Origin of the sequence: Pseudomonas sp. BF-B-26 (genome assembly GCF_019956495.1) — a bacterium.
GTDB lineage: Bacteria > Pseudomonadota > Gammaproteobacteria > Pseudomonadales > Pseudomonadaceae > Aquipseudomonas.
The window spans coordinates 11,994-24,580 of sequence record NZ_JAHBDP010000099.1 but is presented as its reverse complement, the minus strand read 5'-3'; the positions used below and the strand labels follow the sequence as shown (position 1 = coordinate 24,580).

Genomic DNA, 12,587 nt, shown 5'->3' with positions numbered 1-12,587 from the left:
GCCGCTTATTTGATGTGCCGTCCGCCGTTGACGGTCAGGGTCGTGCCGGTGACATAAGGGTTGTCGAGCAAATAACGCAGGCTCTGGTAGATCACTTCGCTGCCGGGTTCGATGCCCAGCGCGGATTTGGCGAGTGCCTTGGCACGGTACGCCGCGTCGTCGTCGGGGTTGAACATTAGCAGGGCTGGCGCGATACCGTTGACCTTGATTGTCGGCGCGTATTTCGCGGCGAAGGACAGGGTGAGGCTGTCGAGCCCGGCTTTGCTGGCGCAGTAGCCAATGTGCTTGCTGCTGCCCTTGCGTGTCACGTCGTCGCTGATGTGCACGATGTCGGCGGGGCTTGAACGTTGCAGCAAGTCGGCACAATGCAGATTGATCAGATAGGGCGCCAGCATGTGGACGTTGAACATGCGGATGAAGGCTGCGGCGTCGGTGTCCGGGGTTTCGGCCAGCCATTCGGAGGCGTTGTGGACGATTGCCCGCAGGCTGTCGGTGTGGTTTTTCAGTTCGCTGATAAACGCGAAGATCCCGGCCTCAGTGGAGAAATCTGCAAACACCGCGGTTGCCCCCAGGTCGCGCAAGACTTGCACGCCGGGGCGCTCACTGCGGTAGCTGAAGATCACCGGCTGGCCATCCTCGAGCAAACGCTGCGCACAGTGCAGGCCGACACGTTGGCCGGCACCGGTGATGAGGATTGGAGCTGCGAAAGAGGTCATGAACGGCTCGCGTCGCGGTAAGAGCAAAACTATACCAGCGCGCGGCGGCATTCACCTACCGTGGGGCTTTCCCTGTGGGAGCGAGCCTGCTCGCGATGGCGGTATTACAGCCAACAAAGATGTTGAATGTTATGGCCTCATCGCGAGCAGGCTCGCTCCCACATGGAAATTAGTGATTTTGGGGGGAGGGTGCAGCGGGCAGCGGCCGTTGCGGCGTGGTGTTCAGCCAACTGGCCAGCAGGCGGGTCGACAGCGGAATGAAGAAGTAGACCATCAGTGGGGTCAGGCACAAGGTGCTGATGAACACCCGGCTCAGCAAACCCATATCGCTCAGCAACGGCCCGAGGACAAAGTTGAACAGCAGGGAAACCGGAAAGAATGCCAACCAGATCGCCACGGCCTGTTTCCAGCGTGGTGGTCGTTGGCCGGCAGCGCCGAACCAGCCTTCGATGCCGCTGACTCGGTGTTCCGTTGGATGGGCAAACAAGTCACTGCCGCGTGCCAGCCATGCGGTACGCGAGGCGGAATGCTCCCAGGCGTGCAAAGTCTGCTCGTTCGCGAAGCGGAAAATAATCTGGAATTCGTCATCGTCGGGCGGCGGAGCAAGCACGCCAGAGCCGAGATAGCCGGGAAAATCAGTGGCCAGTTGTTCGCCTTCGTGCAACCAGGCGATCAGGTCTTGATAGCGCCCATCGGCGACGCGGCGCGCAACCATCAGCGTGACGGGTGAGGTAGACATTGTGTATCTCCGTATGACAATCGCGTCGCTCCGGGTAGGAGTTTCGCCAGGCGCAGCGCCGGGGTGTTGGGCTGCGTCTTGGAACAAGCAAGGATTATTCCTGATTCGGTCGGGTACGTCAGTGATAGTCGCCGCGATCAACGTCTTGAATGGTGTGGGGGGAGGAGAGTTAGAATGGGATCCAATTTATACATGGACGTAGAATTAAATGCCTGTCTTGACTGACGTTGTCCCTGGATTGCAGCCCAGTCTTCCACTCGAGCAGGAAGAACTGTTTCCGATTCGCGAAGTGTCGCGCCTGACAGGGGTCAACCCAGTGACGCTACGAGCATGGGAACGCCGCTATGGACTGATCCAGCCCGCGCGCACCGAAAGTGGGCACAGACTGTATTCGTTGACCGATATCGATCGTGTCCGCAGCATCCTTGGCTGGATTGAGCGTGGTGTTGCTGTCAGTAAAGTCGGCAAGATCCTGGCCAGGATTGCGCCGCTTCAGGCCCTGTCACACATCATCCCCAATGAACTCGTACACGCTGACCACACCCAATGGCAGCAGCAAGTTCAGTCGGCGGTGAGTGCCTTTGATGAGGTTCAACTGGAGCAGGTCTATGGACAGATCTTTTCCAGTTATCCCCTGACTGTCGTGTTTCAGGACATTCTGCTTCCACTCTGGAAGCAACTGCGCCAGCGCCATGAAGCATTCGGCCAGGCCAGTGAGTGGCTTTTCCTGGATGGTTTTCTGCGTTCTCGAGTGTTGCAACGCCTGCTGCTGGTGCGTGTCCTGCAACCTCGACGGGTGATTGTCTGCGCCCTGAGCGATCAGTGTCGTGAACTCGATGTGCTGGTAACCGCGCTGTTTTTGAGCAGTGTCGATTCGGCTATTCAAGTGTTGGCTATCGGTCAGCCATTCGATGAATTGGCGCTGGTCTGCGAAAGAGTCAAGCCCCAGGCGCTGGTGCTGATTTCCAATCACGCGCCTGCGCTCGAGTTGCCGCGGCGACTGAAGCGCCTGGCCTTGAGCCTTGACTGTCAGTTGTTGCTGGCGGGGGATGCGTCCGATCTGGTGCAGGAAAGCCTGGCGGGATCGTCGATTGGATGTCTGGGTAACGAAGGTTCGGTCATGCGTCAGCGTTTGAAACAGTTCCTGACAGGCAATTTGGACACCTGAATCAGAGATGCATGGCCGGATGCGTCAGCCGATGCTGTTGAAGAATGTACTGGCGCAGGCGTTCGGTTTCGTCCTTGTCATCCTGATTCAACTGATAGGCATAGAAGCCGTTCTCGGTTTCTCTCTCGAAGGTGCCGCGCAACGCGATGCGCTCGTAGCCAGACGGGCTGAACCACAAGGCGAAATGTTTTGGCGGCTTGGTCTTGTTGCGAACTTCCAGCAAAACCCCTTTGAACGACACTTCGTGCACCCACATCGTACCGGACTGGCCACTGGCATTCTCCAGTGCAACCGGTTCTTCGAGTACCAGACGCCATGGCCGGACCATCGGTCCGTCTTCATAGATGCTGGGAACGCCAAGGCGTAAATGCATTGCGTGAAATTCGTCTTCCACCAGGTGCAGCGGGAAAGTCATTTGCTGATTTTCGAAGTTGGCCTGGATGGTGACTTGCTCATGAGCGGCAAGGCGCGTGAGCAGGTCACGGATCTGTGAACCACCGTTGACGAGCAGGCTCGACGTCGCATCCCGCACATTGAGTTGCGGGTTGTGTTGCATTTTCTGGATAAAATCCAGCTCATCCTGCGTCAGGAGTGCGTCGCGTTGCATGATCTGCTCGACAGAAAAAATTACGAAGTCACCGGTGATTGTAGTTAATGACAATCAATTCTTCGTTTTGTTTTTGCCGTTCGTCGCTTTTAGTGCGGCAAGCTCGGTCTGGACCTCGGCCAGTTGCGCTTCCAACTGTGCGACTCGCTGCTGCGCCTTGACCTGAAGGGTGACGTCTTTCTGCACACCGATGAAATAAGTTTGTCCGTCATCAGGGTTTTTCATCGTCGAGAGGGACAGTTCGTTCCAGAACGGCGTGCCGTCCTTGCGATAATTTCTGAGGATTTCCCGGCAGGAACCGCCACTGCTCAACGCTTCGCGAATCAACGGGAGAGCTTCCTGGTCGCGGTCCCCTGACTGAAGAAAACGGCAATCCTGGTAGAGGATTTCTTCGCTGGTGTAACCCGTCAGGCGTTCGAATGCCGGGTTGACGTAAATCAGGATGTTGTCCTGCTCGCCTTCCTTTTCGGCAATCACGATGCCGTCGTTGGAAGCGTTGATCACCATTTGCAGCAGTTGGGCGTTAATCATCGGAGAGTCCTTTCCAATTTGATTGTGGGATGCATTCTAAAAGAACAGTGAGAACTTTCTACTGGTCACCCGGGTTAATTGAGAGTCAATCGCAGCTTTTTTGCCACGGCTGTTAATATCCCCCGTCTTTTTACTCAGCTTCAGGATCAGATTGATGAAAGTCGCCATCCTTTCCGGCTCGGTGTACGGCACTGCTGAAGAAGTCGCCCGCCACGCCGCAACTATTTTAAAAGCAGCGGGTTTCGAAACCTGGCACAACCCGCGTGCGAGCCTCGCCGATGTTCAGGCCTTTGGCCCTGAAGCCTTCCTGGCGGTGACCTCGACCACCGGCATGGGCGAGTTGCCGGACAACCTGCAACCGTTGTATTTCGCCATTCGCGACCAGTTGCCGGCGGCCTGGCGTGGCTTGCCGGGCGCCGTGATTGGTCTGGGCGATGCGAGTTACGGCGACACGTTTTGCGGCGGCGGCGAGTTGATGCGCGAATTGTTCGGCGAACTGGGCCTGCGCGAAGTCCTGCCCATGCTGCGCCTGGACGCCAGCGAAAGCGTGACGCCGGAAACCGACGCCGAGCCTTGGCTGGCGGAGTTGGTCAGCGCTCTGCGGGGTTGACCGGCCGCTCGCGCAGCAAGGCGAGCCAGGCTTGCGCGGCTTTTGACAAGTACGCGCCCTGACGCCAGATGAAGGCGATATCCCAACGCAGATAGCTCGGCGCGTTCAAGGTCAGGCGCACCACGCCTGGCCGCACCAGCCCGCGTGCCACCACGCGCGGCAACAGCACCACCCCTTGACCGGCCGCCACCAGTGCCGCAAGAAAGTCAGCCTGGCCGCTGCGACCACCTTCCTTGGGCGTAAAACCCATCTGCTGGCAGGCTTGCAGCAAGCGGTCGTTGAGCACGAAGCTGCGCTGATACAGCAGGAATGGCGTGTCGGCCAATTCCTCCAGCCCAATCACAGTCTTCGACGCCAGCGGATGATCGGCCGGCAGCAGGGCGTCCAGCGGTTCATCGCAGAAAGGCTGGAAGGCGAACTGCGGGTCCTTCGTCAACAGGCCGCCACCCAATTCCAGCTCACCACTCAAAACGGCCTGTTCGATGTTCAGGCTACCGCCCTCAAGCAATTGAATGCTGATGTTCGGGTAGCGTCGCCGGTATTCGGCGAACAGTCCGGCGAACAGCGCGTCGCTGCCCAGTAGCGGCAAACCCAGGCGCAATTCCCCGCGGGCCAGTTGGCTCAAGTCATCCAGCTCAATGAGCAGTTCGTTGCGTAGCCGCAACATGCCTTCGGCCCGTTGTAAAACCACGCTGCCGGCAGCGGTCAGGCGCAGCTGCGAACCCTGTCGTTCGAGCAGCACAGTGCCGAGGCTCTGTTCCAGCTGAGCGACCTGTTTGCTCACCGCCGATTGACTGATGTGCAGGGTCTTGGCGGCTTGGGTAAAACCACCCTGATGCATGACCTCGACGAAGCTGCGTAGCTGTTTGAATTCCATCTGCCTGATTCCATTTTGGAATGGCTTCGAGTCTAACAATTCGCTTCGGGTATGGCAGCCCGCTCCTTAAAATGAGCACCTGTGAGGACCGAAGACATGAACGCATCAACCTTAAAAAAATTGGCTCGACTGGCGACCGAATTGGCCGTGCTGCTGGCCATCTACCTGCTCGGCTGCCAGATGGCCGTGTGGTTTGCCTGGCCTATTCCCGGTGGTGTCATCGGCATGGTGCTGTTGCTGCTGGCGTTCGCTTTGGGTGTGGTCAAACCGGCAGCGCTGCAAATGGGCGCCGGCCTGTTGATGGCCGAGATGCTGTTGTTCTTCATTCCGGCGCTCATGAGCCTGCTCGATTACGGCGGCCTGCTGCGCAGCGACGGTTGGCGAATTTTGCTGGTGATCGGCGTGAGCACGCTGATGGTGATGCTGGTGACCGCTTTTACCGTGGAACTGGTGGTGCGGTTGAGGAGGTCTCGTGAAGCTTGAGCTGATGCCGATGTTCTGGCTGGCCTTCACGCTGCTGGCCTATCTGTTCAGTCGCTGGATCTATCGGCGCACCGGGCGCTATGTGTTGTCGCCACTGATTCTGGTTCCAGCCTTGCTGTTGGCACTCGCTGTGCCGCTGCACACCGCGTATGCCGAATATTCGAGCAACACCCATTGGCTGATGTTGGTGCTGGGGCCGGTTACCGTCGCTTTTGCAGTACCGATCTGGCAGCAGCGGCAGATGCTGATGCGGCATTGGTCGGCGTTGTTGCTGGGAATGCTGGCGGGCAGCGCGGCGTCCATCGGCAGTTCGTTCGGGCTGGCCAAGGCGCTGGCGCTGGACAGTTCGGTGACGATGTCGCTGGTGCCGCGTTCGATCACCACGCCGTTTGCCATGCCGCTGGCCCATGACCTGGGCGGCGTACCGGAACTGACCGCGGTGTTTGTGATGTTCACCGGGGTGTTCGGGGCTATGCTCGGCGGCATTTTGCTCAAGTGGTTGCCCCTGCGCAGTGCCTTGGCTCGAGGGGCGCTGTTCGGTGTCGGTGCTCACGGTGCCGGGGTCAGTCGAGCACATGAAGTGGGGGGTGAAGAGGGCTCGGTGGCGGGGTTAGTCATGGTTCTGACGGGGCTGCTGAATCTGTTCGCCGCACCCTTGTTGGCGGCAGTACTTTGACATGGATCCACGTTCATCGGCGTACTGACTCGCTAGGCCATCAAGCTGGCTGCCAATGCAACTACACGATCCCCGGGGCGTGACTAGACTGGTGTAACGTCGGTAAACAATAGAAACCCCAAGAATAAAAATTAGAGGTTCCTTGCCGTGAACGTAGCCCCCGCCCAACCGCCACACAGTGTCAAAAATCAGGTCAGCGCCGCCGAGTGGCAGACCCGCGTCGATCTTGCCGCCTGCTATCGTCTGGTCGCTCTGCATGGCTGGGATGACCTGATTTTTACCCACATCTCGGCCAAGGTCCCCGGTACCGAAGACTTTCTGATTAACCCGTTCGGGCTGATGTTTCACGAGATTACTGCGTCCAGCCTGGTCAAGGTCGATCAGGCCGGCAACAAGCTGATGGACAGCCCTTACGAGATCAACCCGGCCGGTTACACCATCCACAGCGCGGTGCACGAGGTTCGTCACGATGTCGTCTGCGTGCTGCACACCCACACCGCTGCCGGTGTCGCCGTGTCGGCGCAGAAGCAAGGCATTTTGCCGATCAGCCAACAATCATTATTTGTCCTGTCCAGTCTGGCTTATCACGCCTACGAAGGGGTTGCGCTTAACCATGAAGAGAAAGCGCGACTGCAAGCCGACCTCGGCGAAAACAATTTCCTGATGCTGCACAACCACGGTCTGCTGACCTGCGGCGGCACCATCGCCGACACGTTCCTGATGATGTTCACCTTCCAGCGGGCCTGCGATATCCAGGTGCTGGCGCAGAACGGTGGCGCCGAGTTGATCGCCATCGAACCGCAGATTCTGGCGGGCGCCAAGGCGATGATCGCCGGCGTCACCAAAAGTGCTCAAGGGATGGGCGGCGCACTGGCCTGGCCAGCGCTGCTGCGCAAACTCGATAAACAAGACCCGGGTTATAAACTCTAATGCCTCTCGCCGAGATCCCACTGTGTGTCTGGCGCAAATGCGGCCAGACGTTCGTATTCCGTGGCCAGACCATCCGTTACTGGACGGCGGGGCAGGGTGAGCCACTGTTGCTCATCCATGGCTTCCCGACCGCCAGTTGGGACTGGCATTTCCTGTGGCAACCGCTGACCCAGCGCTATCGGGTGATTGCCTGCGACATGCTCGGCTTTGGCGACTCCGCCAAACCGGTGAACCACGAATACAGCCTGCTGGAGCAGGCCGATCTGCAACAGGCTTTGCTGGCGCACGTGAAGGTCGAGCAGCCGGTGCACCTGTTGGCCCACGATTATGGCGACAGCGTGGCCCAGGAACTGTTGGCCCGGCATTACGAAGCGCGCATTGATATCGCCAGTTGTGTGTTCCTCAATGGCGGCCTCTTTCCTGAAACCCATCGTCCGATACTGATGCAAAAACTCCTGCTCAGCCCCTTGGGCTGGATGATCGGTCGAGCTTTTTCCCGTGACAGCCTGGTGAAGAGTTTCCGGCAGGTCTTCGGCCCCCAGAGCCGCCCCACCGAGAGCGAGATGGACGATTTCTGGAGCCTGATCGAGAGCAATCACGGGCCACGGATCATGCACAAATTGATCGCCTACATCCCTGAACGGCGTGCTCAGCGCGAGCGTTGGGTCAGCGCGATGCAGCGTGGTGAAGTGCCGTTGCGGGTGATCGATGGTGAGGTCGATCCGATCTCCGGCGCGCACATGGTCAAGCGTTATCGGGAACTGATCCCGAATCCGGACACGGTCTTGTTGCCCGGTATTGGTCACTACCCTCAGACCGAGGCGCCGGGGCAGGTACTCAAGCATTACCTGGAGTTTCGCGATCAGCTGGTTTCACCGCCGCGCAAGGTCGCTTGTTCCTGATTATCCCCCTGACTTATCGCGCACCATTCAGCCTCACCTCAGTTCATTGTGGCCCGCATTGTCGTGCCTGACACTCCAGCTTATTGTCCCTGGCCTGCTGGAGTCCCCCAATGAATGAGTCTGTGCGCTTCGAAGATAAAGTCGTGATCATCACGGGGGCAGGCGGCGGCCTGGGTCGGGCCCACGCGCTGTTGTTCGCCAAACAGGGCGCCAAAGTGCTGGTCAACGATCTCGGCGGCTCGGCTCAGGGCGAAGGCGCAAACGCTTCGGCAGCCGACCGGGTAGTGGCGGAAATTCGTGAGGCCGGTGGCATCGCCGAGGCCAACCATGACTCCGTCACCGACGGCGACAAAATCGTTCAGAACGCCTTGGACACCTTCGGTCGTGTCGATGTAGTGGTCAACAACGCCGGGATTCTGCGGGACAAAACCTTCCACAAAATGGAAGACGGCGACTGGGATCTGGTTTACCGCGTCCACGTCGAAGGCGCCTACAAAGTCACCCGCGCCGCCTGGCCGCACTTGCGCGAGCAAAATTATGGCCGCGTCATCTTCACCGCTTCGACCTCGGGCATCTACGGCAACTTCGGCCAGTCCAACTACGGCATGGCCAAACTCGGCCTCTACGGCCTGACCCGCACCCTGGCCATCGAAGGCCGCAAGAACAACATCCTGGTCAACGCCATCGCGCCTACTGGCGGCACGCGCATGACCGAAGGCCTGATCCCGCCGCAAGTCTTCGAACAACTCAAACCGGAACTGGTCAGCCCGCTGGTGGTGTACCTCGCCAGCGAGAACTGCCAGGAAACCTCCGGACTGTTTGAAGTCGGTGGCGGCTGGATGGGCAAGGTGCGCTGGGAACGAAGCCTGGGCGCGGGGTTTGATCCGCGGATTGGGTTCTCACCCGAAGATGTGGCGGCGCATTGGCAACAGATCTGCGACTTTGAAGGTGCGGCGCATCCGCAGGACAACCTGGAAGCGTTGAAGGAAATGATGGCGAATTTGCAGAAGTATTCGATTTAATCAAGCCAGCAAGGTCATCGTTCTTGACCTTGCCGGTTCTTGATAGCCGGCCCCGACATCTGGTTTGCAGCGGTCATCAAGGAAAATACTTGTGAACCAATGCCGCCAGATTCGCGGCCGTTTGCGCATCCATGATCCCGTTGTAAGTTTCCGGGCGAAAGTGCAACTGAAAGGCCCTGACCAGATGTGCGAAGCCTTGTTCGGTTGACGCGCCGGAAACGTCGTATCCGTAAGTCTTGAACAGTTTGAGCAAGTCGCTTCGGGCTGGAATGCCGCTCTCGTTGTATTGCTGCAGATAAGTGTCTCGGGTGACTTCGTCGAACCAGGCACCCACCCCTTTCAAGTAAAGGGCATGCCAGGGGAACTTCGGCCCAGGGTCACTCTTGCGGCCAACCGCAATATCCGAATGCCCCAGAACCTGGGTCGGGCTGATGTCCGGGTAGCGTTCGAGGATGTCCAACGCCAGCTCTTCTACGGCAGCAATTTGTTCCGGCTGATACGGCGGAAAGTTGAAAACCCCTTGGCTAAACGTTGCAAGGTTGACGATTTCAACGCCGATGGACGTGTCGTTCAGATTACTTCGATTGCCCCAGGCACTGACGCCCGCATGCCACGCCCGCTTGGTTTCGTCGACGAGGTTGAAGACTTCCTGCCTGGTATAACCTGCTTTCAAGTAGCTCGGATCGGTGATGTCGGGAACCAGATAGTGGACGCTGACATTCGGGCCGGTGAGCGTATTTATCGAACTGGAGAAGTTGCCGGCTGTGTAGTGGAAGATCAGAAAACGTACGGGGGTGATGATGTTTTTAGTGGCTCGGTATTTGTTGTAGTCAATGGGTTTCATGAACAGATTACTCGCAATTAATTTGGTTAGAGTCAGCGTGCAAAAGAATGGCTGACTTGTTTTTAACCTTAATCGCGAGGGTGCTTCGCGTGATTACAGATCTATGTAGTCGCTTTCCGAGAAGTAGGTAGGTAATAGAAACTTAGAGTGGATTAAGTAGTTTGCACCACTTTTACTTCTGCAAATCTTTGCCATCGCTACAAAACCATCCCCCATAAAAAAGGCCGCTGCAAACGCAGCGGCCAAAGTAAGACGATTGATCAAGGAGCAATAAATCAACGTCAGTGAACACGGGGCGATGAGTCGAACATCTTCAACTCCTCTGAAATCTGTCACCAATGGCGTGGACTAGACACCGCCATTGCTTCCTGCTTTCCGGCCGTTTGCCGTGAAAGCCCGGCAAGAATAAGGCTTTGAGCCAAAAGGAAAAATAGCGATTCATGACATGAACTGTTGCAGCATGAGTAACAGTGCTGACAGACCCCTCCCACACGCCATGCGTTGCGTTGATAACCCCCCATCCAGCCCATCCATAACCCGCGCAAATCCCCGTCCCATGCGGGCATTCATCCTTTGGAGGTACACCGCGAATACCTCCTTGGTGCGCTTATCGCTCCCAACGTGCGGCAGTAGGGTGGGGCCTTCTGTCACTCACCGGGGAAGACGCATGACAAAAACAACAATGCGCGCCATCTTCACGCCGCAAGCGCTGGCCGCTGCGGTTGCCTTGGGTTGCTGCGCCCAGGCGCAGGCTGTTTCATTCAACATTGGGGAAATCGAGGGGACCTTTGACTCTTCGCTGTCCGTCGGCGCGAGCTGGGGCATGCGCGATGCCGACAAGTCTCTGGTGGGCACGGTCAACGGCGGTACCGGCCAGTCTTCGACCGGGGATGACGGGCGGCTGAACTTCAAGAAGGGCGAAACCTTCTCCAAGATCTTCAAGGGTATTCATGACCTCGAATTGAAGTACGGCGACACCGGGGTGTTCGTGCGAGGCAAGTACTGGTACGACTTCGAACTCAAGGACGAGGATCGCGAGTTCAAACCGATCAGTGATAGCGGTCGTAAAGAAGGCGCCAAGTCTTCCGGGGCGCAGCTGCTCGACGCCTTCGTCTATCACAACTATTCCATCGCTGAACTGCCGGGCACGGTGCGCGCCGGCAAGCAGGTGGTGAGTTGGGGTGAAAGTACCTTCATCGGCAACTCGATCAACAGCATCAACCCGATCGACGTTTCAGCGTTCCGCCGTCCTGGCGCCGAAATCAAGGAAGGCCTGATTCCGGTGAACATGTTGTTCGCCTCCCAAAGCCTGACCGACCAACTCTCGGTGGAAGGTTTCTATCAACTGGAGTGGGACCAGACTGTCGTCGACAACTGCGGCACCTTCTTCGGCAACGACGTGGTGGCAGACGGCTGCAACAAGAATTACACGGTGGCCAGCCCGGCGATTGCACCGTTGCAACCGATCGCTGCAGCGTTTGGCCAAGGCTTCGAAGTCAGCAGGGAAGGTGTGATCGTCCCGCGCGGTGGGGACCGCGATGCCCGCGATTCGGGACAGTGGGGAACGGCGCTGCGCTGGCTCGGCGACGATACCGAGTACGGCCTGTACTTCATGAACTATCACAGTCGCTCCCCGACGGTCGGCACCACCACTGCCGGTCTGACAACGCTGGCACGGATTCCGGCCATCGTCGGTGCCGCCAACAGAATCGCGCCCGGCACCGGGTCGGCACTGGCTCAGAGTGTGATGCTCGGTCGTGGCCAGTATTACCTTGAGTACCCGGAAGACATTCGTCTCTACGGCGCGAGCTTTTCCACCACCTTGCCTACCGGCACGGCGTGGACCGGCGAGATCAGCTATCGCCCCAACGCTCCGGTGCAAGTCAACACCAACGACCTGACGCTGGCCTTGCTCAACCCGATCGCAGGCGGCGCGGCATCGCCTATCGCCACCACGCCAGGTGCCGACAACAAAGGCTACCGCCGCAAGGAAGTGACCCAGGTCCAGAGCACCCTGACGCACTTTTTCGACCAAGTGCTGGGTGCCCAGCGGCTGACCCTGGTTGGCGAGGCGGCGGTGGTGCACGTCGGTGGCCTGGAGTCGCGAACCAAGCTGCGTTACGGCCGTGACTCGGTCTATGGCCAATACGGTTTTGGCGGCGATACCGACGGTTTCGTCACCTCGACCTCCTGGGGCTACCGCGCCCGGGCAATTCTCGATTACGCCAACGTGATCGGCGGGATCAACCTCAAGCCCAACCTGTCCTGGTCCCACGACGTCGCCGGCTACGGCCCCAACGGTCTGTTCAACGAAGGCGCCAAGGCCGTCAGCGTCGGTGTCGATGCCGACTACCGCAACACCTATACCGCGAGCCTCAGTTACACCGATTTCTTCGGCGGTGACTACAACACCCTGGAAGACCGCGACTTCCTGGCGCTGAGTTTCGGCGTGAACTTCTGATCTGGCTGAGAAGGATGAATT

Annotated in this window: 14 protein-coding genes; 8 read left to right on the top strand and 6 right to left on the bottom strand. The window is 58.4% G+C overall.

Going from position 1 to position 12,587, the window contains the following annotated elements:
* Positions 1–5: 5 nt before the first annotated feature.
* Both folM and KGB03_RS22620 read right to left on the bottom strand, forming a co-directional pair.
* The gene (folM, locus tag KGB03_RS22625) at positions 6–716 is read right to left on the bottom strand and encodes a dihydromonapterin reductase (RefSeq protein ID WP_111450386.1); all 711 of its coding nucleotides are present in this window, start codon (positions 714–716) and stop codon (positions 6–8) included.
* Positions 717–885: 169 nt separating this feature from the next.
* On the bottom strand, positions 886–1,455 hold the full coding sequence (locus tag KGB03_RS22620; protein ID WP_111450385.1) for an antibiotic biosynthesis monooxygenase: 570 nt from the start codon (positions 1,453–1,455) through the stop codon (positions 886–888).
* Positions 1,456–1,663: 208 nt separating this feature from the next.
* On the opposite strand from KGB03_RS22620, the gene KGB03_RS22615 reads away from it, so the two are divergent.
* Positions 1,664–2,623: a MerR family transcriptional regulator gene (locus KGB03_RS22615; RefSeq protein ID WP_223529078.1), complete on the top strand. Its 960-nt coding sequence runs from the start codon at positions 1,664–1,666 to the stop codon at positions 2,621–2,623.
* A 1-nt stretch (position 2,624) separates the two neighbouring features.
* Here the strand turns inward: KGB03_RS22615 and KGB03_RS22610 are convergent, their stop codons facing one another.
* Together KGB03_RS22610 and KGB03_RS22605 are read right to left on the bottom strand one after the other, a co-directional pair.
* Positions 2,625–3,230, bottom strand: a complete 606-nt coding sequence (locus KGB03_RS22610; protein ID WP_111450383.1) for a hypothetical protein — start codon at positions 3,228–3,230, stop codon at positions 2,625–2,627.
* A 54-nt stretch (positions 3,231–3,284) separates the two neighbouring features.
* A complete protein-coding gene (locus KGB03_RS22605) occupies positions 3,285–3,761 on the bottom strand; it encodes a PAS domain-containing protein (RefSeq protein WP_008150687.1) in 477 nt (158 codons plus the stop codon).
* 154 nt (positions 3,762–3,915) lie between these two features.
* Between KGB03_RS22605 and KGB03_RS22600 the strand changes: the two genes are divergently transcribed.
* Entirely contained in the window at positions 3,916–4,371 is a 456-nt protein-coding gene (locus tag KGB03_RS22600; protein WP_223529073.1) for a flavodoxin, read from the top strand.
* On the opposite strand, the gene KGB03_RS22595 is transcribed toward KGB03_RS22600, so the two are convergent.
* On the bottom strand, positions 4,352–5,248 hold the full coding sequence (locus tag KGB03_RS22595) for a LysR family transcriptional regulator (protein ID WP_223529070.1): 897 nt from the start codon (positions 5,246–5,248) through the stop codon (positions 4,352–4,354). The genes KGB03_RS22600 and KGB03_RS22595 overlap by 20 nt on opposite strands.
* 96 nt (positions 5,249–5,344) lie before the next feature.
* Here KGB03_RS22595 and KGB03_RS22590 point away from each other — a divergent pair, with 96 nt between their 5' ends.
* From KGB03_RS22590 to KGB03_RS22570, 5 genes are all read left to right on the top strand, one after another.
* A complete protein-coding gene (locus KGB03_RS22590) occupies positions 5,345–5,731 on the top strand; it encodes a CidA/LrgA family protein (protein ID WP_134096671.1) in 387 nt (128 codons plus the stop codon).
* Positions 5,721–6,407 (top strand): LrgB family protein, encoded by a 687-nt coding sequence (locus KGB03_RS22585; protein WP_033057889.1) that lies wholly within the window; start codon positions 5,721–5,723, stop codon positions 6,405–6,407. Before KGB03_RS22590 ends, KGB03_RS22585 begins: the two co-directional genes overlap by 11 nt.
* Before the next feature lie 147 nt (positions 6,408–6,554).
* Entirely contained in the window at positions 6,555–7,337 is a 783-nt protein-coding gene (locus KGB03_RS22580) for a class II aldolase/adducin family protein (protein WP_223529067.1), read from the top strand.
* Positions 7,337–8,239 carry an alpha/beta fold hydrolase gene (locus tag KGB03_RS22575; RefSeq protein WP_223529064.1) on the top strand — a complete coding sequence of 301 codons (903 nt, stop codon included), beginning with the start codon at positions 7,337–7,339 and terminating at the stop codon, positions 8,237–8,239. Before KGB03_RS22580 ends, KGB03_RS22575 begins: the two co-directional genes overlap by 1 nt.
* Positions 8,240–8,349: 110 nt before the next feature.
* Complete coding sequence (locus KGB03_RS22570; protein WP_192410173.1) at positions 8,350–9,261, top strand: SDR family oxidoreductase; 912 nt, start codon at positions 8,350–8,352, stop codon at positions 9,259–9,261.
* Between the two features lie 76 nt (positions 9,262–9,337).
* On the opposite strand, the gene KGB03_RS22565 is transcribed toward KGB03_RS22570, so the two are convergent.
* The gene (locus KGB03_RS22565) at positions 9,338–10,105 is read right to left on the bottom strand and encodes an N-acetylmuramoyl-L-alanine amidase (protein WP_223529061.1); all 768 of its coding nucleotides are present in this window, start codon (positions 10,103–10,105) and stop codon (positions 9,338–9,340) included.
* Between the two features lie 667 nt (positions 10,106–10,772).
* Here KGB03_RS22565 and KGB03_RS22560 point away from each other — a divergent pair.
* A complete protein-coding gene (locus tag KGB03_RS22560; protein ID WP_218538109.1) occupies positions 10,773–12,566 on the top strand; it encodes a DUF1302 domain-containing protein in 1,794 nt (597 codons plus the stop codon).
* The last annotated feature ends 21 nt before the right edge of the window (positions 12,567–12,587 follow it).

Excerpts from the sequence above, each read along its gene's own strand:
- folM (WP_111450386.1), bottom strand. The coding sequence starts at position 716 with ATGACCTCTTTCGCAGCTCCAATCCTCATCACCGGTGCCGGCCAACGT.
- KGB03_RS22620 (WP_111450385.1), bottom strand. The coding sequence starts at position 1,455 with ATGTCTACCTCACCCGTCACGCTGATGGTTGCGCGCCGCGTCGCCGAT.
- KGB03_RS22615 (WP_223529078.1), top strand. The coding sequence starts at position 1,664 with ATGCCTGTCTTGACTGACGTTGTCCCTGGATTGCAGCCCAGTCTTCCA.
- KGB03_RS22610 (WP_111450383.1), bottom strand. The coding sequence starts at position 3,230 with ATGCAACGCGACGCACTCCTGACGCAGGATGAGCTGGATTTTATCCAG.
- KGB03_RS22605 (WP_008150687.1), bottom strand. The coding sequence starts at position 3,761 with ATGATTAACGCCCAACTGCTGCAAATGGTGATCAACGCTTCCAACGAC.
- KGB03_RS22600 (WP_223529073.1), top strand. The coding sequence starts at position 3,916 with ATGAAAGTCGCCATCCTTTCCGGCTCGGTGTACGGCACTGCTGAAGAA.
- KGB03_RS22595 (WP_223529070.1), bottom strand. The coding sequence starts at position 5,248 with ATGGAATTCAAACAGCTACGCAGCTTCGTCGAGGTCATGCATCAGGGT.
- KGB03_RS22590 (WP_134096671.1), top strand. The coding sequence starts at position 5,345 with ATGAACGCATCAACCTTAAAAAAATTGGCTCGACTGGCGACCGAATTG.
- KGB03_RS22575 (WP_223529064.1), top strand. The coding sequence starts at position 7,337 with ATGCCTCTCGCCGAGATCCCACTGTGTGTCTGGCGCAAATGCGGCCAG.
- KGB03_RS22570 (WP_192410173.1), top strand. The coding sequence starts at position 8,350 with ATGAATGAGTCTGTGCGCTTCGAAGATAAAGTCGTGATCATCACGGGG.
- KGB03_RS22565 (WP_223529061.1), bottom strand. The coding sequence starts at position 10,105 with ATGAAACCCATTGACTACAACAAATACCGAGCCACTAAAAACATCATC.
- KGB03_RS22560 (WP_218538109.1), top strand. The coding sequence starts at position 10,773 with ATGACAAAAACAACAATGCGCGCCATCTTCACGCCGCAAGCGCTGGCC.